This window comes from Caulobacter sp. DWP3-1-3b2, from assembly GCF_049896325.1.
In the GTDB taxonomy this organism is placed as follows: Bacteria; Pseudomonadota; Alphaproteobacteria; order Caulobacterales; family Caulobacteraceae; genus Caulobacter.
In genome coordinates this window covers 44,598-65,973 of record NZ_JAFCUB010000013.1, presented here as the reverse complement: position 1 = coordinate 65,973, position 21,376 = coordinate 44,598, and the positions used below count along the sequence as shown (strand labels likewise).

Below are 21,376 nucleotides of genomic sequence, written 5' to 3'. Positions count from 1 at the left end.
GTGTTCGAGGACCGTCGACGAATGGATGGCTGCTGCGCTTAGAAGGTGGTTCGACCGCCGGAGGTGTCGAAGGTCGAAGCGGTTGTGAAAGAGCACTCCTCGGAGGCCATAAAGCAGACCATGGCGGCGCTCTCGTGGATTTCGCCGAGTCGGCCCATGGGGATCTTGGAGCGCATGTAGTCGACCTGGCTTTGGGGCAGCTGAGCCAGGATGGGACTTTCGAAGGTTGCCGGAGTGAGGGCGTTAGCGATTATTCCCTTACCGGCCAGTTCCTTGCCCAGCGACTTGGTGAGGCCAATTACCCCGGCCTTGCTGGCGGAGTAGGCGCTGGCGTTGGGGTTGCCTTCCTTGCCGGCCACCGAGGAAACATTGACGATGCGGCCATAGCCGTTTTCCAACATGGCAGGCACCACCTCGCGGCAGCAGTAGAAGGCGCCGTTGAGATTGATGTCGATCACCTGCTTCCAGCTGTCGATCGGGTATTCATGCACCGGTCCGGTAGCGCCGGTGATGCCCGCCGAGGCCACCAGGATGTCAACCCGACCCAATGCGTTAAGGCTGGCTCGAGCAACCTGTGCCACCGCGAGCGGATGGGACACGTCCAACACGAAGGTGAAACTGGCGCCGGTCTCGGCGGCGGCAGCTGCGAGTGCATCGGCATTAAGGTCCCACAAGGCGACTGTGCCGCCCTCAGCGACGATGCGCGCGGCCGTCGCCTTGCCCAGTCCCGAGGCGCCGCCGGTGATGATCGCGGCGCGGCCGGCGAAGCGTTTAGCGTAGACGGCGCTCATGCCACGCCGTCCTTAGACCAGGCCACGACGGTCTGGCGTTGCTGGCCGAGCTTCTGGATGCCCAGAGTCATCACGTCGCCGGGCTTGAGGAAGATTTTGTCGGGCTTCTGGCCTTCGCCCACGCCGGGCGGCGTGCCGGTAGTCAGGATGTCACCCGGCTCCAGCGTCACAAAGCGGCTCATATAGGCGATCAGTTCGGCGACGCCGAAAATCATCGTCTGGGTGTTGCCAGTCTGCATGCGCTTGCCGTTGAGATCCAACCACATGGCTAGGTCCTGGCAGTCGCCCACCTCGTCAGCGGTGACGAGCCAGGGCCCCACAGGGCCAAAGGTGTCGCAGCCCTTGCCCTTGTCCCACTGCGAGCCTAGCTCCTTCTGGAAGGCGCGCTCGGAGACGTCATTCACGAGAAGATAGCCGGCCACGTAGTCCAGCGCTTCGGTTTGCTCGACATAGCGGGCGCGCTTGCCGATCACTACGCCCAGCTCGACCTCCCAATCGCCCTTCACGGCTTCCTTGGGCAGCATAACCTCGTCATTGGGGCCGTTCAGGCACGATATGGCCTTGGTGAAGAAGATCGGCTCTGGCGGCGGCTCCAGGCCCGCTTCCTTAGCGTGGTCAGCGAAGTTGAGGCCGATGGCCAGGAACTTGCCGACGCTGCCCACGGGGACGCCATAGCGGGGCGAGCCCTCGACCAGGGGCAGGCTCTTGGGATCGAGGACGGCCAGTTGAGCCAGGCTCTCAGGGTCCAGGGTCGAGCCGGTGATATCCGGAATGATCGCGGATAGGTCGCGGATCTGGCCGTCAGCATCGAGCAGGCCAGGCTTTTCGGCACCCTTTGGGCCGTAGCGGAGAAGCTTCATGGATCTAAGCTTTCAAGAAGATCAGCGGATGTAAGGCCGGTGCAGACCGACCGCGCGATTGAGTTCAACGCCAAAGCCGGGCGCGTCGGAGAGCTTGAGCTTGCCGTTCACGGGCACAGGTTCGCCGATCAACTGAGGATGGAACATCGGCACCACCTCGTCGGCCTTAGGGGCCATCATCAGGAACTCAGCGAACGGGCTGTTATGGCGGGTCGCCACGAAATGATAGCTGTAGACCGACGAGCCGTGCGGAATGCACATCACCCCCCGACTATCGGCCAGGCTGGAGATCTTGATCAACTCGGTCATGCCGCCGCACCAGCCGACATCGGGCTGGATGATGTCGCAGCACTCCATCTCGAGCAGCATCCGAAAGCCCCAGCGGGTCGCTTCGTGCTCGCCGGTGGTGACCAGCATGCCCTTGGGGGCGTTCTTCTTCAGGTCGCGATAGCCCCAGTAGTCATCCGGGCTCAGGGCCTCCTCGATCCACTTGAGGCCATACTCATGAGCCTTGTGGGCCAGCCTCGTGGCGTAGTTGAGATCGAGCGCCATCCAGCAGTCGAGCATCAGCCAGAAGTCCTCGCCTGTGCGCTCGCGCATGGTGGCCAGCGCCTCGATATTCTTGCGCATCCCCTCTTCGCCCTCAGCCGGGCCGTGGTGCAGGGGCATCTTGCCGCCGATGAAGCCCATCTTCTGGGCCAGGTCCGGCCGGGCGCCGGTGGCGTAAAAGGTCAGCTCGTCGCGAACCGCCCCGCCCAGCAGATGAAACACGGGCTCCTGGCGCAGCTTGCCCAGCAGATCCCACAGCGCCAGATCGACACCCGACAGGGCGTTTACCACCAGGCCCTTGCGGCCATAGTACTGGGTCGAAAAGTACATCTGGTCCCAGATCTTCTCGATCTCGGTGGGGTCGCGCCCCTCCAGGAAGCGGGCCAGATGCTTTTCGACGATATAGGCGGCCGGCTCGCCACCGGTTGTCACCGCAAAGCCGATCGTGCCGTCCATGGCCTCGATCTCTACGACCAGGGTGCCCAGTACATTGATACCGAAGCTCTGGCGGCTCTGGCGATACTCGGGATAGCGCGACATCGGGGTGGCGATGTGGTCGTCAATCCAGTGACCCTCACCCTGATCGTGATAGTCGGCGCCGCCTCCCCGAACCACGAAGGCGCGAACGTGCTTGATGAGCGGAAACGCCATCCCCAAATACCTTTCTATATTTCACATATACAAGTTGTTTTGCATGAGAAAACGTCCTATCCAATGTCAGGACAAAGGTCAACCGAGGCTCTGACGCCCGAAAATGGTGCGCAGCGTCTCGCGGTCAGAAACTTGGCTTGGGGAGGACGATGCTTCTAGACGGTAAGACTGTGCTCGTGACGGGCGCATCCGCCGGCATTGGCCGCGCGACGGCGATTGGAGCGGCGCGCCAAGGCGCGGATGTGGCGATCAACTATCTCGGCGATCCGAGCGGCGCGCTCTCAGCGGTCGCCGAGATCGAGGCCCTGGGCCGCCGCGCCATAGCCATCGCCGGCGACGTCGCGGACGAAGCTGTCGCGAAGGACTTCATCGCCCGCGCCACCCAAGCGCTGGGAAAGCTGGACGTGCTGGTCAGCAACGCCGGCATCTGTCCGTTCCACAGCTTTCTGGACATGCCAGCCGAGCTTTTCGAGCGGACGATGCGCGTCAATCTGCACGGCGCCTTCTACATGACCCAGGCCGCCGCCAATCAGATGGTGGCGCAAGGCCATGGCGGTGCGATCGTGGCTATATCGTCGATTTCGGCGCTGGTGGGCGGCGAATTTCAAAGCCACTACACGCCGACCAAGGCAGGCGTGCATTCCCTGATGCAGTCGGCGGCGATCGCTCTGGGACGCCACGGCATCCGCTGCAATTCGATCATGCCCGGCTGCGTCGAGACCGACATCAATCGGGAAGATCTATCCGACCCTCAGAAGCGCTCTTACATGACTCACCGCATTCCCCTGGCTAGGCTGGGCGCGCCAGAGGATATGGTGGGACCGATCCTCTTTTTGTCATCGGACCTCGCCGCATACGTGACCGGCGCCGCGTTGCTCGTCGACGGCGGCCTGTTCGTGAATCTCCAGTAGCCATGAAAGCAGCTGCGGCATCAGATTATCGGGAACTGGCGCGGCGCAAACTGCCGCGTTTCCTGTTCGAATACCTGGACGGCGGCTCCTATGCCGAGATCACGCTGGGGCGGAATATCGCCGACCTGCAGACCATAGCCTTGCGGCAGCGCGTGCTGCGCGACGTCTCCGAGATCGATCTGTCCAGCACCTTGTTCGGACAGAAGATGGCGATGCCCGTCGGACTGGGGCCGATCGGCTTGGCTGGCATGAACGCGCGACGCGGCGAAGTGCAAGCCGCCCGAGCTGCGGAGGCGGCGGGTCTGCCGTTCTGCCTCTCGACGGTTTCGGCCTGCCCCATCGCCGAGGTGGCGCAAGCTCTGGAACATCCGTTCTGGTTCCAACTCTACATGGTCCGTGATCGCGGATTCATGCGCGAGCTTTTGGGTCAAGCGCGTGAGGCCGGCTGCAATGCCCTGGTCTTTACCGTCGATATGCCCGTACCCGGCTCGCGCTATCGCGACTATCGCTCGGGATTGGCCGGCTCGCCCGGTGTGGCGGGCGCCTTGCGGCGCGCCTGGCAGGCGGTCGTTCGGCCGGGCTGGGCATGGGATGTCGGCCTGCACGGACAGCCCCACCAGTTGGGTAATGTGGCGCCGGTTCTGGCTCAAGGTACGGGTCTAGAAGACTTCTTCGCCTGGATGCGCGACAATTTCGACCCCACGGTCACCTGGCGCGATCTGGACTTTATCCGCAGCGAATGGTCAGGCCCCTTGATCATCAAGGGCATCCTGGATCCCGACGACGCTCGCGAAGCGGCGGCGCTCGGCGCAGACGGCATTGTGGTCTCAAACCATGGTGGACGCCAACTCGACGGTGTGCCGTCGACCGCTAACGCCCTGCCCGCGATCGCCGAGGCTGTCGGTGACCAGCTCACGGTACTGGCGGACGGCGGTGTGCGGTCTGGCCTGGACGTGATCCGAATGCTCGCCTTGGGTGCCGAGGGCGTGTTGCTTGGGAGAGCCTGGGCCTACGCCCTGGCGGGCGATGGCGAAAGGGGCGTGTCGCACCTGCTGGCGCTGATCGCAGCCGAGATGCGGGTCGCCATGGCGCTGACCGGCGTAACGCGGATCGCCGACATCGACCGATCAATCCTGGTGCAGGCCTCCTCACTGGATTTCTCGAGGCGGGACGCATGAGCCGCAGACTGTGCTTCGCGCTCGATTTCGTCGCCGACGCCGCCCTGATCGCCGAATATGAGCGACTTCATGCACCGGGCATGGTGTGGCCCGAGGTCATGGAGGATCTCTCGGCGCGCGGTGTCGAGGAGATGGAAATCTGGCGGGTTGAGGATCGCGGTTTCATGATCGCGCAGGTGAGTGACGACTATCCGCGTCCACGCGCCGAAGCTGTGCAAGAGGTCATCGACTGCTGGGAAGCGCTGATGTGGCAGTTCCAGAAGGCGCTTCCAACCGCCCAGGCCGGCGAAAAATGGCTGGAGATGAAACGTCTGTTCTCGACGACCGAGCAAACAGGGGCGCGCGATGGCGCAAGATAAACTGCCCTCGCGTCGCCTTGGGCGTACGGCGCTGACCGTCAGCGAACTGGGGTTCGGAGCCGCGGCGCTCGGCAATCTCTATCACCCCGTCAGCGACGATATGGCCCGGCAAACGCTGAATGCGGCCCTCGAAGTTGGCATCCGCCATGTCGACACGGCACCTTACTACGGATTTGGCCTCAGCGAGCGGCGGGTGGGCGAGGTTCTGCGCGGCCGCTCGGACGTCGTGCTCTCGACCAAGGTCGGCCGGGTGCTGGAGCCTGACGACAGCGTGCGCGACGACGCCCTGCGCAGCGGCTTTCGATCGCTTATGCCGTTCAGACCGGTCTTCGACTACAGCCATGACGGGGTCATGCGGTCTTGGGAGGCCAGTCTCCAACGCCTGGGGCTAGCCCGTATCCAGGTTCTCTACGTCCATGACATCGGCGCCATGACCCATGGCGACCAGCACGACGCCATGGTCGATCAACTGGTCAAGGGAGGCGGCCTGCGGGCCCTCGAAGCCCTGCGCGCCGAGGGCGCGATCGACGCTTTCGGCCTGGGCGTCAACGAGATTGCGGTCTGCCTGGAACTGATGGCCGAGGTGCGGCTGGACGCTCTTCTGCTGGCCGGGCGATACACCTTGCTGGAACATGACGCGCTGGACCATCTGTTGCCGGCCTGCGTACAGGCACAGACGTCCGTGATCGTCGGCGGCCCTTACAACAGCGGCATCCTGGCCGCTGGAACCCGGGGCGGCGTCCCGCTGAACTATAACTACGCACCGGCGCCCTCCCAGATCGTTGATCGCGTCGCGCGTATCGAACGGATCTGCGACAGCCATGGCGTCAGCCTGGCCGCCGCCGCCCTTCAATTCCCCCTGGCGCATCGACAGGTCGCTTGCGTGATCCCGGGCATGGGGCGCCCCGAGCATGTCGCCAGCTCCTTGGCCCTCTACGGTGAGATCATTCCGTCCGCGTTCTGGCGCGACCTGAAGGCGGAAGGCCTGTTGCGCGATGACGCGCCGACACCGGCACTCGATCAGGCGCTGACGTCTTGAGCCGGATCGATGCGCATCATCATCTTTGGGACCCGTCGCGCGGTGACTACGGGTGGCTAAAGCCCGATCAGGGCGGCCTCTACCGGACCTACGCGCCCGCTGATCTGGAACCTATCCTGCGCGCCCATGACGTAGACGGGACCCTGGTCGTCCAGGCTGCGCCGAGCGAGGCCGAGACGGACTATCTGTTGGATCTTGCTCGCAAGACACCCTGGATCCTGGGTGTCATCGGCTGGGTGGATCTGGAGTCAGGCGGCATCGCCGATCGCATCGCCTTGATGGCGCGCGATCCGCTTGTCGTCGGCATCCGCCCCATGCTGCAGGGTCTCGACGACCGGGCATGGATTCTGCGACCCGAGCTCGACCATGGGCTTGCGGCCCTCACCGAACATCAGATGGCGTTCGACGCCCTGTTGCGCAGCGATCAACTGAGCGTGCTTGCCGAGCTGGCGCGTCGCTATCCCGAACTCACCATTATCCTCGATCATGGCGGCAAGCCCCAGGTGTCGGCCGACGGCCCGGACAAAGCCTGGCTGCGCGAAATGGCTCTGTTGGCGGCGCACGGCAACGTCGCCTGCAAGCTGTCGGGCCTGTTGACTGAGGCGCCGCCAGGCGCGGACGAGGCGATTGTACGGCCCTATTTCGAGGCGCTGCTTGCAGCCTTCGGATCGGACCGGCTGATCTGGGGCAGTGACTGGCCGGTCCTGACCCTGGCCGGCGCCTACGGCGACTGGATGGACATGGTTCTGTCTTTGCTGCCTTCGCCAGCGCACGCCGCCGTCATGGGCGGCAACGCGAAGCATCACTATCGATTGGGAGCGCCCCGATGAGCGCGGCCGCCATTCACCTGCACGAGTCTGACAATGTCGTGGTCTGTTGCCGCTCAGTGAAAGCCGGCGAGATACTTCGCATTGGCCAGTTTGAGCTTGCCGTTTCCCAAGACGTCGAGCTGGGCCACAAGCTGGCGTTCGTGGCGCTCGAACCCGGCGACAAGGTCGTCAAGTACGGCATGCCCATCGGTTCGATGACCATCGCCGTGGCGCCGGGCGACTGGGTGCACATGCACAATATGAAGAGTGACTACCTGTCGGCCCATACCCGAACCGCCAGCGGAGACCGCGAATGATCGCTCAAGGCTACCTCCGTTCGGATGGACGCAAGGGCATTCGAAATGTCGTTGTCGTCGCCTATCTGGTCGAGTGCGCCCATCACGTGGCGCGCCGCATCGTCGAACGGGCCGACGATCCGGCCGTCCATCTTATTGGCTTTCCCGGCTGCTATCCCAACGACTACGCCCTGGCGATGATGAAGGCGCTGGTGACCCATCCCAATGTGGGCGGTGTCGTTCTGCTTTCGCTGGGCTGCGAAGGGTTTAATCGCGAAGGTCTCGCGGCGCACGTGGCCGCGACGGGAAGGCCAGTTGAGACCGTGGTCATTCAGGCATCAGGCGGGACGCGATCAGCGACTGACCTGGGCCTAGCCGCTGTACAGCGCGTCCGCGCGGAGGTCGAAGCGGCGGCGCGACGCGTGCCCTTTGGGTTCAAGGATCTCGTTGTCGGCACCATTTGCGGCGGCTCGGACGGGACCAGCGGCATTACCGCAAATCCGGCCGTTGGCCGGGCGTTCGACCGCCTTAATGACGAAGGTGCGACCTGCATTTTCGAGGAAACCGGTGAAATGATCGGCTGTGAAGGGGAGATGGCCCTGCGCGCCTCCACGCCCCAGGTGGCCGATGCAATCAACGCCGCCGTTCTCAAGGCCGAAGATTACTATCGGGCGATGGGCTACGGGAGCTTCGCGCCTGGCAACGCCGAAGGCGGCCTGAGTTCGCAGGAAGAGAAGTCCGCCGGGGCCTATGTGAAGTCGGGGGCAAGACCCATCAACGGCGTGATCCGTCCTTCCGAGCAACCCTCCAGCGGCGGGCTGTACCTATTGGACGTCGTACCGGATGGGTCGCCAAAGTTTGGTTTTCCCAACATTGCCGACAATGCCGAGATCGTCGAATTGATGGCGTGCGGCGCCCACGTGACGCTGTTCACCACTGGCCGAGGCTCGGTTGTCGGCTCGGCCATCGCACCGGTGATCAAGGTTTGCGCCAATCCAGAGACCTACCGTCGTCTGTCAGAGGACATGGATATCGACGCGGGCCGTATTCTTGAGGGGCGAGCCAGCCTCGAAGACGTCGGAGCCGAGATCGTTTCCATGCTCGAGGCGGTCGCCGGCGGCGCAGAAACCAAGTCGGAGGCTCTGGGCCACCGCGAATTCATCCTGACCTACAAGACGCGAGACGCCGCAGGCCCAAGCTGCCTGCCTGGCGCGCGCTGAAGCACGAGGAAAATTGATGACCGGACGTTTGAGCGGCAAGACCGCCCTGATCACGGCGGCGGCGCAGGGTATTGGACGGACCACGGCCGAACTCTTCGCCGCCGAGGGCGCGGAGGTCTGGGCGACCGATGTCAATGTGGCCGCCCTCGCCGGTCTGACCGGGTGTCGGACCCGGGGCTTGAATGTTCTGGAGCCCTCCGACGTCGCCGGGGCCCTGGCCGATGCCGGCGCGGTGGATATCCTGTTCAATTGCGCCGGTTACGTCGCCAACGGCGATCTTCTCAACTGCACTGAGCGGGACTGGGCGTTTTCGTTCGACCTGAATGTCACGGCCATGTTCCACATGATGCGCGCCGTCGTGCCCGGAATGCTTGAACGGGGTCGCGGCTCTATCATCAACATGTCGTCTGTCGCCAGTTCCGTGAAGGGCGTGCCCAACAGGCTTGCCTATGGCGCTTCGAAAGCCGCCGTGATCGGCCTGACCAAGGCGGCAGCGGCGGACTATGCCAGCCGCGGCGTACGCTTCAACGCCATTTGCCCTGGTACGGTTGAAACGCCCTCCCTGCACGAGCGCCTTGCCGCCACAGGCGATCACCAGGCGGCGTGGGATGCATTCAAGGCCCGCCAGCCCATGGGGCGCGTAGGCCAGACCGGCGAGATTGCCAATCTGGCCCTCTATCTGGCCTCTGATGAGTCGAGTTTCACTACGGGACAGGCCCACGTGATCGATGGTGGCTGGTCCAACTAGGGACCGCTGTACATTACGCCCTGCCGTCACCCTGAAAGAGAGCGCTGGAGATTTCGTCGGCGGCGGCGCGAACGCGCTTGATGACGTCCTTGAGCGGCATCGTCAGGAGGGGCGACTTAACAAAAGGCACGGTCAATGCGGCAGCGGCAAGGTTGCCGCGCATGATCGGCGCAGAGACATCTGTAATGCCATCGGAAAAGCTGCTGGGGGCTCGCGCCTCGCCCTGACTTCTGATCTTCGCGCAATGCTCGCGGAACTGCTGCAACATCTCGCCCTCGAGCGGCGGATTGAAGTAGCTCTCCCAGAGTTCGCGGATCTCATCCGGTTGAAACGCATACAGAACCGCGCCCGACAAGGTTTTGGGCAGAGGCTGCTTATAGCCGAGCCTCACCGTGAAACCCAAAAGCTCGTTGGACTCCATGCGGGCGACGATGACGATTTCGCCATGCGAATGCAGCGCCAGATGACAGGACTGACCGCTGTCGTTCGAGAGACGACGCATGACCGGCAGCGCGATTTCGACGAGATTCCGGATTGGCGGCCTGTCGACGCTCATCGCGAATAGTTTGGACGTCAAAGCGTAGCCTTCGCCATCCGGACCCTGAGCAATGAAGCCTCGCTGCTCCAGCACCTGGATCATCCGGAACAGCTCGCCCGTCGAGCGACCCAACCTCAGGACGATTGCGCTGAACGTCATTGGTTTCGCTTCGGAAGCCAATAATTGCAGAATATCAAGGCCCTTTTCCAGGGCCGGAGCCTTGTAGAGTCGGCCCTTGGCGTCAGCAGTATCGCCGTCCTCGTCCTGTCGCTGTTTCGCCACGCCGCCGCCCTCTTACCACTCGCGAGTTCTATTGAGGTCCTATCGCGCCTTGACGCGTCAAGCTAGTTATCGTCTATATGCACATATAAAATAGGTTTTATGGGAGGGTGATTGTGATGCGCGACTTCGACAAGCGCTGTATGAGCCAAGCGTTGCAAGCCCTCCTAATCGCCGGATTCGTCCTCTGCGCTCCATTGAGCGTTCAGGCATCGGACTTCCCTTTCCGCCCAAGTCCCCGCCTAGACCCAGCGAAGGTCAATGTTCTGTCGGCCGCTGATGCTGGTCGAACAGGCGAATTCCAACTAAAAGGTCCGCTTTCCCACTTGAAGATGGAGGTGATCGACTGGAAATCGGCGGACCAGTCGCTGCACTGGACCATCGAAGTTACTGAGACCGCCGACTACACCGTTACGGCCTTGCTTCGGGTGGACAATGATGCCCCGATCAGGATGACCGTTTCAACAGGCGTCGGTGAGATCAACGCGCCTTTCGTTCGTGATCCTCGCGGCTTCCAGAGCCGGAGCGCCTTCACCACACCTTTGAGACTGACGACCGGCCGACATGTGCTCACCTTGCGTCTGCAGCCGAGCCCCGAACAAGCTCCCTTCAACGCCGAGGTGATCTCCCTGGAGTTGACACGGCCCGATGTGGTCGCGGCCTTGCACAAGGAAGCCCTGGCCCTGCGCGCCGACGTGCGCTGGATGGGCAAGGAGCCCTTCGGTGTCATGTTCCACTGGACCAAGCGAACCATGCCGAGAATGGGCCCGCAAAAATCCTACGAGCAGGCGGTCAAGGATTTCGACGTCGAGCAGTTCGCCGATCAGGTGGCTTCGACCGGCGCCGGCTTCGTCGTGATGACGACATCGCATTCCGACCAGTATATCCCCGCGCCCAACAAGGCGCTCGACGCCATCTTGCCGGGACGGACGGCCAGCCGCGATATGGTCGCCGACTTGATCGCCGCCCTGGGCAAGCGGAATATCAAGCTGTTTCTCTACTACCACCTGGGTCCGATCGAAGATCCCGCCTGGACGGCCGCCACGCACCAGTGGGACAAGGATCAGACGCGTTTCTTCGCCAACTGGCAGGCGATCATTTCGGAAATGGGTGAACGGTACGGGACCGGCTTGGCGGGGTGGTGGTTCGACGATGGCCTCTACAACTACTATTATCGCAGTCCCGACTGGAGCGCGCTCTATCGTGCGGCCCATGCGGGAAACCCTCAGCGCGCCGTCTGTTTCAACTCATGGAACGGCACCCTGGCGACGGAATTTCAGGATTATGAATGCGGCGAAGAGGTAGCGCCCGGCGGACTCAACGCTTTCCTCAACACCGATGGAAGCATGAACGGCACCCTGACCAAGGGTGGTGACGGTCGCGTTCAGGCCGGCGCGTTCAAGGGCCTGCAATCGGCGAGCACCTTCGTCGTCGAAACCGACTGGATCCATAACAAGCGAGACACCGAAGCGGCGGCTCCGAAATGGACGCCGCAAGCACTGGCCTCGACCCTGAGCATGATCAAGGCCCACGGCGGCGCCCCGATCGTCGATATGCTGATCTATCAGGATGGACAGATCGCCCCCAGGTCTCTGGAGACCTTGCGTGAGGCGGCGAGAATCGCGGGGCTCCGGTGAGTGCGCCATCGCCCCACACCGACGGCTTCATCACCGATTTCGCCGCGTTGCGGCCGGAATTCAGTCCGGCGCCTTTCTGGTGGTGGGTGGGCGGGCGCCTGGATGTCGAACAGCTGTGTTGGCAACTGGACCAACTCCGCGCGAAGGGCGTGTTCATAGCGATCGTCAGCTACAACCATCACCCCGACGGCACGACCAATGTCGGCGATCCTGCGATCTTTTCCGACCCTTGGTGGGAGATCTTTCTAACCGTTCTGGATCATGCCCGTGCAAACGGCATGACGATCGGAATTCAGGACTATTGCCTTCTCAAGCCCCTGCTGATCCAGTTGGGCGAAGACGATCCGGCGCTGCGCGGCGCGGAATTGCGTCACGTCGAGATGGCGGCCTCGCCCCAGTCTCCCTGCGCCCTGGCCTGGCCGCCGGACGCCGATCTTCTGGAAGCGACCGCCTGGCGGGCGGGAGAGACCCTGGATCTGCTCCAGCATGCTCATGCGGATGGCCTGCGCTGGACGCCGGACGAGGGGGACTGGAGCGTCGCGGCGGTCTTCGCGTCGCCCATCGCCTTCAACCCCCTGCATCCCGAAGCTGGGGCCCGGGTATTGGCGCGATTTCAGGAGATGATCGCCGAACGCGTTGGCGATCATCTCGGATCGACCCTGGCCATCTTCTTTCAGGATGAGCTCGACTTCACCGGCCGTTGGCCGCTGTGGTCAACCAACCTGCCAGAGGCCTTTCTGAGCGCCAAGGGCTACAGCTTGACTGGGCGCTTGGCCGAGTTGTGGTGCGAAAGGGGTCCTCAAACCGCCAAGTTTCGGCTGGATTTCGCCGACGTGGCTGTGACGCGACTCGAAGACAGCTATTTCCGTCCTGTCCATGAGTGGCACGAGGCGCACGGCTGCCTCTTTGGCCATGACAATGCCGGTCGCGGCGCCATGGCCGTCGGGCGAGACTATTACGGCGATTATTTCCGTACGATGCGCTGGTACTCCGCGCCCGGCTCGGACGATCCTGATTTGCGAGGGCCACGCGCTTTCAAGGGTCTGAAAGTGGCCAGCTCCATCGCCCATCTCTATGATCGATCCCGGGTATGGGCCGAGTGTTTTCACTCCAGCGGCTGGGGCGCGACACCGGCGCAGATCCTGGATGGCGTCAACGGCGTTTTGGTGCTGGGCGCCAATCTCATCAATCTGCACGGCCTGTACTACACGACCGCAGAGAGCTGGTGGGAATGGGCGCCGCCCGACTTCCATTTCCGTCAACCCTATTGGGCAACGATGGAGAGCTTCAACGCCTATGCCACCCGGCTTTCCTGGCTGTTGTCGCAGGGCGTCCATATCTGCGACGTCGCGATCCTCTATCCCTCGACAGCCTTGTCGGCGGGCTTGAATGCGGCTGTCGACGAGGCGCTAGCTGGACCCGCGCCGCTCTCCGAAGCGCAACGGGCCGAAGCCAAGCCCCCGGTCGACGCCGCAGAGGCGTCCGCCTTCGATGTGGCGAGGACTCTGTTCACCCAGGGGGTCGATTTCGACATCGTGGATGACGCCTCCCTCGCCGGTTCCACCCTCAAGGACGGACGCCTCGCGGCCGGACAGGGGTCGTGGAAGACCATCGTGCTGCCGGAAATGTCGGCGATTAACGGGCGAACCCTGCAAGTTTTGCGCGACTTCTCAAGACAGGGCGGACGCGTCGTCGCTTTGGGCGCGTTGCCGAGAGCCAGCGACAGAGCCGGAAGCCAGGACGCCGAGCTGGCCGCCATGGTCGACGAAATCTTCGGTGTGGGCGGCCCAGGTCTTCATCGCGCCAGCTTCGACCCGGATCTGGCCGACGTCGTAGCCCCCCGCCACGAGAGAGATTTCAGCGCGGCCGATGGAGCCCTTCAGACTCTCCACCGACGGATCGGCACACGCGATGTCTGGTTCGTGCGCAATCCCGAACCGGTCGCCCGTCAGACGACCCTCAGCCTCAGGGCCGTGGGCCAGGCCTCACGGCTTGACCCATTCACAGGAGCCATCAGCGCCCTTGCCAGCCGTGCGATCAGTCAAAGCCACAGCCGCCTGGACGTGACGGTTCCGGCGTCCGGCGCGACCGTCGTGATGATCGAGACCGGCGCGTCGACCTTCGATGCTCAAGCGTCAGGCAGCGAGGCTGACGACCTCCATGAAGTTATAAGCCTGGCCGACAATTGGACTTTCGCGTTGGCGCCGACGATGAACAATCGCTTTCGTGATTTCGATTCGGTCACGGAAATGGTTGGCGTAGAAATCCGCCGTCTGGACTGGTGCGAGAGTCTGGAAGTTCCAGGTCCAAAGGCTTCTTGGACAACGACGGCGCCGACCCACGCCCCCCGTCTGCTGGTTCTAGGCCCCATTTCTCCGACGGAAGACGTCGCTAGGTGGGAAGAATCCATCGCCGATCTTCCACCCGGAATGGCACCGCCCGACTTTCAGGGGCGCGAGGGCGTCCATACTTGGCGGGATTACGCTTTCTCGTCGCGTGAAGGCATCCTCGACGATCCCTTTCTCAAGCATTGGTCGAGCGGACCTCATGGCCTGAAAGGCCATGTCCCTGATGACTACATTGACCTGTACAGCGAAAATCCGGGCGACATCTGGTATCTAACCACCAGACTGCACTTGGCTTCGCCTGGGTCTGCGACCCTGGTGAGCGGGAGCCGAGCGGCCTATCGCGCGTGGCTGGGCGGCACGGTGACAATGGACCAGGCCTTGGCGCTGCCGCCTGGCCGGCTGCCGGAATGGAGCCTGCCACACTACGATGCGCCGCCGATCAAGGCGCCGGTCCTGGTCGATAGCGGCGGCGTTCGGCTCTTGTTGCGACTGGCGCAACCGGAGGGCCAGCGCACCAGAGCCCACGTGGGTCTCGCCGGCGCGCCACCCACAATAGACCGCCAGCTGCGCTGGTTCGCCGACGGAAGCCTCGTGCTAGATCCTCGCGTGGCGGAGGATCCTCTTGCGCAATGGTTCAGGTTCGATGTTCCCGCTGGGGCCACAATTCTGGACGTCTTCCATAGAGGCACGATCCACGGCTGGCGTGCCGGCGAACCGCTTCAGGCGCACGGCGATACGATGGCGGACGGTCAGCGCCGCACGACGCTGACCGCCTCTAAGCCGACGGCGAAGCAGTCCCAGATATTGTTGCGAATAGACGCGTCGCCTGGAATTCGCTCGGGCGACTGTTTGCTCCAACCTGTACGGCTGATCGCGCCACAAGGCCCGATCGACATAGGGGACTGGTCGATGCAAGGGCTCGCATCCTACTCAGGCGCAGTCGTGTACCGCCGCGTTTTTGAGCTCTCGGAGAGTTCAGCCGCCCTGCCCCTGATCCTTGAGACCGGTCCGGTCGGCGCGGCAGCTTCGGTCAAGCTGAACGGCGTATCCGTCAGCGATATCCTTGCGCCACCGTGGCGCACCTCACTGATGCACGCTGCGGTAGAGGGCGAGAACACCCTTGAGGTCACCGTCTTCAACACGCTCGCTAACCACTATGCCTGCGCAGCGCCGACTCCCTACGTTTTTCCGGGACAGACTCTATCCGGTCTTTTGCACGCCCCCCGCGTGCTCGCCGCCAAGTCGAAATAGATTATTATTATAATACAATAAGTTATGCTGGGCGCGCGACATTTTTGGACCTGCTCGAAAAGCCCCTTGACCTTTTTCACTCATGAGAACATTTTCATAAGCAGGGGATGAGGCGCGCTTCCGGCGAAAGACCGGCCGTCGTTCGATCCCGGGGAGGGAACATATGAAACTCAAGGTTTTTCTCGCGACGTCGGTAAGCGTCACCACGGTGCTGGCCGCATCGGCCGCACTCGCGCAATCGTCGCCAAATCCCGTTGCGTCGGGCACGCCAGATCAGGTTGAGGAAATCGTCGTCACAGGTTTCCGGGCCAGCCTGGCCTCGGCCATCGAGGCCAAGCGTACAGCAACAGCGATCGTCGACTCGATTTCGGCAGAAGACATCGGCAAATTTCCGGAACAGAACCTCGCGGAGTCGCTGCAACGGATCACCGGGGTGCAGATCAGCCGCAGCAAGGGCGAAGGTCAGAACGTCAGCATTCGAGGACTGAACCCCGATTTCAACCAGATCAGCCTCAATGGTCGTTCCCTGCCCTCGCCGTCAGGCTCGCGCAGCTTCGACTTCACGATCCTGTCCTCCGACCTCATTAACGGTTTGGACGTCTATAAGACGCCGACGGCCGATCTCATCGAAGGCGGCTTGGCGGGAACCGTCAACGTCAAGACGCTGCGCCCCAAGGACGTTCGGGACATGCGCCTCGTCGCCAATGTCGAGAACCTCTACGAAGGCAACGCCAAGAAGTCCGACCCGCACTTCGCGCTGCTGTTCGCTGACCGTTTGTTCAACGACCGGCTGAGCGTCATCGCTGGTGTCGATTACAGCAAGCGCGCGATCCAAACTTATCGCTATGAGGCCTTCGGTCTGGAACTGGCGTCCGAGGCCGCTAAGAACCTCGACTACAACCGCGACGGCGATCGGCTCGATAGCTTCAAGATCAACCATGCACCCAGCTTCGCCACCGATTTTGGACAACGTGAGCGCCTGAGCGGCAATTTCGCGGTCGGCTTCCAGGTCACCGACAATTTCGATGTCTGGGCCGAGGCCATCAATTCGCGCTTCACCAACGACAACGGTACGGCGCGCAACGCCCACCGTTTCACCAACATCTCTGATCCGAACGGCGTCCAGGCCTCGACGATCGACAGCAACGGCATTGTCACCGTTCTGGACTCCAACGGCGTGGATCATCGCAATAATGGTCGCCCGACGTACTACAAGGACAGCCTGGACGACTATGCGGTCGGCGGAAGCTGGAGCAACGGTCCTTGGAAGGTCAGCGCCGAGGCCTCGGCGGGTAAGGCGCGACGCGTCGCCACTGACGTCTCGCTGGAAGTGATTGCACGGGCCAGCGTCAGCCAAAACATCGCGATCGATCCGGGGGGGCCGGCGCAGGTTACCTACACACGCGGCTATGACCCCCTGAACAAGGCCAATTGGCGGGCCCTGGGTCTCAACGGCACCTACAAGCAACCGACGACCGACGAGACCAAAGACGCCCGCTTCGACGTCGCCTACGACTTCGAGGACTCGTTCTTCAAGTCGCTCAAGGTTGGCTTGCAGGCGAGCGAGCGGACACATGAGGTCGTGTCTCAAACCCTGTTTGTCAGTGCTCAGCAATTGGCGCCGCTGTTGGGTGAAACCTACAGCCCCACCATCGAAGGCGGCTCCTTCGCGGCAGGCGCCTACATGCGGCCCTATAACTTCTCGAACTTCCTAGGTGCCTACGATGGCAAGGTGTCGATCCCTTCGCAGTTCCTGTCGTCCGACCCAAAACTGGTGTTTGCCAAGGTTTCGCTGGACAAGCTGGCGGCCCAGTTCCCGCTCACCAAGAACCTGGCGCAAACCTACGGGGTCCAGGAAGACGGCTTCTCCGGCTATGCGATGGTCAATTTCGCCAATAGCGACGATCGGCTGTCGGGCAACGCCGGCCTTCGGGTCGTTAAGACGTCACAGACGTCCAGCGGTTATTCACCGGACCTGAGCCTGATCACCTTCAACCAACAGGGCGCCACCACCACGGTGCCTAGTGTCACGGCGGTCCAGTACAAGCGTTCCTATACCAACGTCCTGCCCAGCCTCAACCTGCGCTACGAAGTCCAGCCGGACTTCTATGTACGCTTTGCGGCGGCGCGCGTCCTGTCGCGGCCAACCTTGTCCATCCTGGCGCCCAACACGATCGTCAGCGCAAACGTCTTGACGATCACCAAGGGCAATCCTGACGTCGATCCGTACCTCTCGGACCAGTACGATTTGTCCGCCGAATGGTACTTCAAGTCTGGAGCTCTTCTGTCCGGCGCTATTTTCTACAAGGACGTGCAGAACTTCATCGTCAACACCTCCACCAACCAAACCCTGCAAATCAAACAAGTACAGGGTGCGACTGTCCCGATGACCTTCAATGTTCTGCAGCCTGACAATGGCGGGAACTCCAAGATCAAGGGTTTCGAAATCGGCTATCAGCAACCGCTGAGCTTCCTGCCTTCTCCATTCGACGGATTGGGCGTGATCGCCAACTACACCTATGTCTCGGCCGATCCTTTGAGCGCAACGGCTGGTCAGGCCCCCACCCCATTGCCGGGTGTCTCGAAAAACAACTACAATCTCGTGGCTTACTACGAAAAAGGTCCTTTCGGCGCTCGGATATCTTACAACTATCGAGACAAGTTTGTGGTCGATACCCTGAGCTATTTTGGAGACGGACAGTATACCAATAAGTATGATCAGCTTGACTTTTCATCGAGCTATAAGCTCAACGATCATATCGAATTTACGTTCGACGTGCTTAACATCTCCAACTCGCCGATCGTGAACGTCAACAAGTACGGCACCAATCGCGGCTATGAAGACAACGGTCGTCGCATCACCTTGGGCGCACGTCTGAAGCTGTAAACACCTCCCCTCCTGCCCGCCCGGAACCTTCAAGGTCCGGGCGGGCATTTTTTTGGTTTGAGAGGACCTTGTGTAATCCTCTCTTTTTAAGGTCAGGCTTGGACTGCGCATGAAAAAAGCAACTGTCCGTCCCAACACCCTGGACATGATCTTTTACGGCGCGGGCGAAGGGGCCACATCCCTGGTCCTTAATGGTCTCTATGGCTTTGCCCTGATTTTTTACACCGAAGCGCTCGGCCTGAGTCCTGTGCTCGCGGGTTTGGCGCTCTCTATCTCGATTTTTTGGGAAGCTATTACCGAGCCCTACATGGGGTATCTTTCTGATCGCACACGCTCCCGTTTTGGAAGCCGTTATCCTTGGATCTTTATCGGCGCTATCGCCCTTGCGCTGTGTTTCTACTTCCTGTGGAAGGTTCCTGCGCCGCTGCGAGGCGGGGGAACGGCGACATTCGCTTATCTTGTGGTGCTCAATCTTCTACTCCGCACCAGCTTGACGATGTTTATTGTGCCCTATCTGGCTCTGGGCTTCGAGGTGGCGCCGTCCTATGGCGACAGGCCGAAACTCCAGGGCATCCGCTGGGTGTGCAACATGGCCGCCAACATGGCCGGGCCTGCCATGGCCTGGATCCTGTTTTTCAACGACACCACTGGAGCCGACGGCAAGATCCTCAAGGGCACCAGTGTGGCAAGCAATTTCGAGGCTATGGGTGGAGCCTTCTCCATCGCTCTTCTGGGTTTAACGGCGCTGATGCTTTGGGGATGTCGCTGGGCCGCCAAGGACACCCGACTGGGACAGCCCAATGCGCCCAAGGCGTCAAACGTCGGCTTCTGGGAAGGCTTCAAACCCATCATCAGCGACCGCGATGTTCGTAGTGTGATCGGGCTGATCTTTCTTTTGGTCACCGGAATGGTGATCGTCTCGTCGCTGCAGATCTATCTCTACGTCCACTTCATGGTGTTCTCAGCCGGAGACAAAACGATCGTCCACGGTTCAACCATGGTTGCCGCCGCGCTTGGTGCCCTGATTTCGCCTTGGGCCGCCAAGCGTTTTGACAAGAAGGGCGCGGTAGTCTTCGGTTCGATCATCGGGATTGTCGGCGAACTTGGCCTGGCTTTGGCCTTCCTGACGGGGTGGCTGCCGCGCTCCGGCGCTTTGGCGGTCTCTGTCTTCATCCTGTTTCAAGGGTTTTACTGGCTGGCCAGCGGCGTTGTCCTGCCCGTTGTGACCGCGATGATGGCGGATGTGGCCGACCTGGGCGGGCGCCGCGCGGGCAGAACACTGGATGGTAGCTATTCAGCGGTTCTAAGCTTGGCTTGGCGCGTGGGGACGTCTTTGAGCCTGCTGCTGTCTGGCCTGCTGCTTGGCATGACGGGCTTTGAGACTGTCGTCGGTTCCGAGCCCTCTCCGCAGTCGGTCTGGCGAGTCGCCGGCCTTGTATTTGCTGTCGGCGCGGTCTTCTACGGACTTTCAATCGCCTGGGTGAGAAGTTACCGCCTTGATCGTGTTCGGTTCTCACAACTGGTTCAAGAGACGCCATAGGTCGTCGTGAGTTTAAGGCGTCAGAGGTTTTGGGACAGTCGGGTGTCCGCCGTCAGCGCCTTTGAGACAGATTGAGGGTTCCGTTTAGAGGAGGGTTTTGGTCTCGTCGTAGTGACGAAGGAACGAAGATGAGACCAAAATGAACCGCCCCGGGTTTGCCGGAGGCCCCAACTCCTGAGAGTAAGGGGCTATGATGAGCAAGACGACGAACAAGTTTTCACCTGAGGTTCGCGAGCGAGCGGTGCGGATGGTGCTGGATCACGAGCGGGATCACGCATCGCGCTGGGCGGCCGTGGTGTCGATCGCGGAGAAGATCGGCTGCGTGTCTCAGACCCTGCATGAATGGGTCAAGAAGACGGAGGTCGACACCGGCAAACGTGCCGGCGTGCCGACGGATGTCGCCGAGAAGCTGAAGGCGCTGGAGCGGGAGAACCGCGAGTTGCGCCAGGCCAACGAGATTTTGCGCAAGGCATCAGCCTATTTTGCCCAGGCGGAGCTCGACCGCCCGTTCAAGCGATGATCGCTTTCATCGACGATCACCGACAGGCTCACGGGGTCGAGCCGATCTGCAGGGTTCTGCCGATCGCCCCGTCCACCTACCACGAGCGCGTCGCCCAGCAGCGCGATCCGGCCCGGCTGTCGGCTCGGGCGCGTCGGGATCAGGCGTTAAAGCCAGAGATCGCACGGGTGTTCGCCGAGAACTTCGCGGTCTACGGCGTGCGCAAGGTCTGGCGGCAAATGAGGCGGGAGGGTTTGACCGTCGCCCGCTGCACGGTGGAGCGGCTGATGGAGACATGGGCCTTGCGGGGGTGATCCGGGGCAAGCCGGTGCGCACAACCGTCAGCGACAAGGCCGCGCCGTGCCCGCGGGATCACGTGAACCGCCAGTTCAACGCGCCAGCGCCGGATCGACTGTGGCTATCGGACTTCACCTATGTCGCCACCTGGGCAGGCTTCGTCTACGTCGCCTTTGTCATCGACGCCTACGCCCGGCGCATCGTCGGCTGGCGCGCCAGCCGCACGGCGCACGCCAGCTTCGTCCTGGACGCTTTGGAGCAGGCTCTTCACGACCGCCGGCCGGCATATCGGGCCGGCCTAATCCACCACAGCGACCGCGGCAGCCAGTATGTCTCGATCAAGTACACCGAGCGTCTGGCGCAGGCCGGGATCGAGCCCTCGGTCGGCAGCGTCGGCGACAGCTATGACAACGCCTTGGCCGAGACCATCAATGGCCTCTACAAGGCCGAAGTCATCCATCGGCGTGGACCATGGCGAACCTTCGAGGCGGTCGAGTTGGCCACACTCGAACGGGTCGACTGGTTCAACAACAGGCGGCTCTTGGAGCCCATCGGCAACATCCCGCCGGCGGAGGCCGAGGCCGCCTACTATGCCGCGCTCACCCAACAGGCTATGGCGGCGTGACTTAAACCAAATGGCCTCCGGCAAACCCGGGGCGGTTCACTGACCTCCTCCGTCAGCAAACTGA

Annotated in this window: 16 protein-coding genes, 1 pseudogene and 1 other annotated feature; of the genes and pseudogenes, 13 read left to right on the top strand and 4 right to left on the bottom strand. The window is 62.1% G+C overall.

Features of this window, described 5'->3' with window-relative positions:
* Nucleotides 1-38: 38 nt before the first annotated feature.
* Genes ACP7AG_RS10960 through rhmD form a run of 3 tightly spaced genes read right to left on the bottom strand, consistent with a single transcriptional unit; the run spans nucleotide 39 to nucleotide 2,851 of the window.
* Complete coding sequence (locus ACP7AG_RS10960; RefSeq protein ID WP_426030836.1) at nucleotides 39-791, bottom strand: SDR family NAD(P)-dependent oxidoreductase; 753 nt, start codon at nucleotides 789-791, stop codon at nucleotides 39-41.
* Nucleotides 788-1,651, bottom strand: a complete 864-nt coding sequence (locus tag ACP7AG_RS10955; protein WP_426030835.1) for a fumarylacetoacetate hydrolase family protein — start codon at nucleotides 1,649-1,651, stop codon at nucleotides 788-790. The genes ACP7AG_RS10960 and ACP7AG_RS10955 overlap by 4 nt, the downstream gene beginning before the upstream one ends.
* A gap of 21 nt (nucleotides 1,652-1,672) precedes the next feature.
* The gene (rhmD, locus tag ACP7AG_RS10950) at nucleotides 1,673-2,851 is read right to left on the bottom strand and encodes an L-rhamnonate dehydratase (protein ID WP_426030834.1); all 1,179 of its coding nucleotides are present in this window, start codon (nucleotides 2,849-2,851) and stop codon (nucleotides 1,673-1,675) included.
* 149 nt (nucleotides 2,852-3,000) lie between these two features.
* Here rhmD and ACP7AG_RS10945 point away from each other — a divergent pair, with 149 nt between their 5' ends.
* Genes ACP7AG_RS10945 through ACP7AG_RS10910 form a run of 8 tightly spaced genes read left to right on the top strand, consistent with a single transcriptional unit; the run spans nucleotide 3,001 to nucleotide 9,411 of the window.
* Complete coding sequence (locus tag ACP7AG_RS10945) at nucleotides 3,001-3,762, top strand: SDR family NAD(P)-dependent oxidoreductase (RefSeq protein ID WP_426030833.1); 762 nt, start codon at nucleotides 3,001-3,003, stop codon at nucleotides 3,760-3,762.
* 2 nt (nucleotides 3,763-3,764) lie between these two features.
* Nucleotides 3,765-4,940 (top strand): FMN-dependent L-lactate dehydrogenase LldD, encoded by a 1,176-nt coding sequence (lldD, locus tag ACP7AG_RS10940; RefSeq protein WP_426030832.1) that lies wholly within the window; start codon nucleotides 3,765-3,767, stop codon nucleotides 4,938-4,940.
* Nucleotides 4,937-5,299: an L-rhamnose mutarotase gene (locus ACP7AG_RS10935; RefSeq protein ID WP_426030831.1), complete on the top strand. Its 363-nt coding sequence runs from the start codon at nucleotides 4,937-4,939 to the stop codon at nucleotides 5,297-5,299. The genes lldD and ACP7AG_RS10935 overlap by 4 nt, the downstream gene beginning before the upstream one ends.
* Entirely contained in the window at nucleotides 5,286-6,338 is a 1,053-nt protein-coding gene (locus ACP7AG_RS10930; protein ID WP_426030830.1) for an aldo/keto reductase, read from the top strand. The genes ACP7AG_RS10935 and ACP7AG_RS10930 overlap by 14 nt, the downstream gene beginning before the upstream one ends.
* On the top strand, nucleotides 6,335-7,168 hold the full coding sequence (locus tag ACP7AG_RS10925) for an amidohydrolase family protein (RefSeq protein ID WP_426030829.1): 834 nt from the start codon (nucleotides 6,335-6,337) through the stop codon (nucleotides 7,166-7,168). The genes ACP7AG_RS10930 and ACP7AG_RS10925 overlap by 4 nt, the downstream gene beginning before the upstream one ends.
* The gene (locus ACP7AG_RS10920; RefSeq protein WP_426030828.1) at nucleotides 7,165-7,464 is read left to right on the top strand and encodes a UxaA family hydrolase; all 300 of its coding nucleotides are present in this window, start codon (nucleotides 7,165-7,167) and stop codon (nucleotides 7,462-7,464) included. The genes ACP7AG_RS10925 and ACP7AG_RS10920 overlap by 4 nt, the downstream gene beginning before the upstream one ends.
* Entirely contained in the window at nucleotides 7,461-8,663 is a 1,203-nt protein-coding gene (locus ACP7AG_RS10915) for a UxaA family hydrolase (RefSeq protein ID WP_426030827.1), read from the top strand. The genes ACP7AG_RS10920 and ACP7AG_RS10915 overlap by 4 nt, the downstream gene beginning before the upstream one ends.
* A gap of 16 nt (nucleotides 8,664-8,679) precedes the next feature.
* Entirely contained in the window at nucleotides 8,680-9,411 is a 732-nt protein-coding gene (locus ACP7AG_RS10910; RefSeq protein WP_426030826.1) for an SDR family oxidoreductase, read from the top strand.
* 13 nt (nucleotides 9,412-9,424) lie between these two features.
* On the opposite strand, the gene ACP7AG_RS10905 is transcribed toward ACP7AG_RS10910, so the two are convergent.
* A complete protein-coding gene (locus ACP7AG_RS10905) occupies nucleotides 9,425-10,231 on the bottom strand; it encodes an IclR family transcriptional regulator (RefSeq protein ID WP_426030825.1) in 807 nt (268 codons plus the stop codon).
* Nucleotides 10,232-10,347: 116 nt separating this feature from the next.
* Here ACP7AG_RS10905 and ACP7AG_RS10900 point away from each other — a divergent pair, with 116 nt between their 5' ends.
* The 5 genes and pseudogenes from ACP7AG_RS10900 to ACP7AG_RS10880 all read left to right on the top strand — a co-directional run bounded on the left by ACP7AG_RS10900 (nucleotide 10,348) and on the right by ACP7AG_RS10880 (nucleotide 21,312).
* Nucleotides 10,348-11,865: an alpha-L-fucosidase gene (locus ACP7AG_RS10900; protein ID WP_426030824.1), complete on the top strand. Its 1,518-nt coding sequence runs from the start codon at nucleotides 10,348-10,350 to the stop codon at nucleotides 11,863-11,865.
* Nucleotides 11,862-15,464, top strand: a complete 3,603-nt coding sequence (locus ACP7AG_RS10895; RefSeq protein ID WP_426030823.1) for a glycosyl hydrolase — start codon at nucleotides 11,862-11,864, stop codon at nucleotides 15,462-15,464. The genes ACP7AG_RS10900 and ACP7AG_RS10895 overlap by 4 nt, the downstream gene beginning before the upstream one ends.
* Before the next feature lie 163 nt (nucleotides 15,465-15,627).
* The gene (locus tag ACP7AG_RS10890; protein ID WP_426030822.1) at nucleotides 15,628-18,351 is read left to right on the top strand and encodes a TonB-dependent receptor; all 2,724 of its coding nucleotides are present in this window, start codon (nucleotides 15,628-15,630) and stop codon (nucleotides 18,349-18,351) included.
* Nucleotides 18,352-18,460: 109 nt separating this feature from the next.
* Nucleotides 18,461-19,891 (top strand): MFS transporter, encoded by a 1,431-nt coding sequence (locus ACP7AG_RS10885; RefSeq protein ID WP_426030821.1) that lies wholly within the window; start codon nucleotides 18,461-18,463, stop codon nucleotides 19,889-19,891.
* Between the two features lie 193 nt (nucleotides 19,892-20,084).
* Nucleotides 20,085-21,312, top strand: a pseudogene (locus ACP7AG_RS10880) (IS3 family transposase).
* Nucleotides 20,366-20,482 (top strand) — a sequence feature (AL1L pseudoknot). Its footprint overlaps the pseudogene before it by 117 nt.
* Nucleotides 21,313-21,376 lie beyond the last annotated feature (64 nt).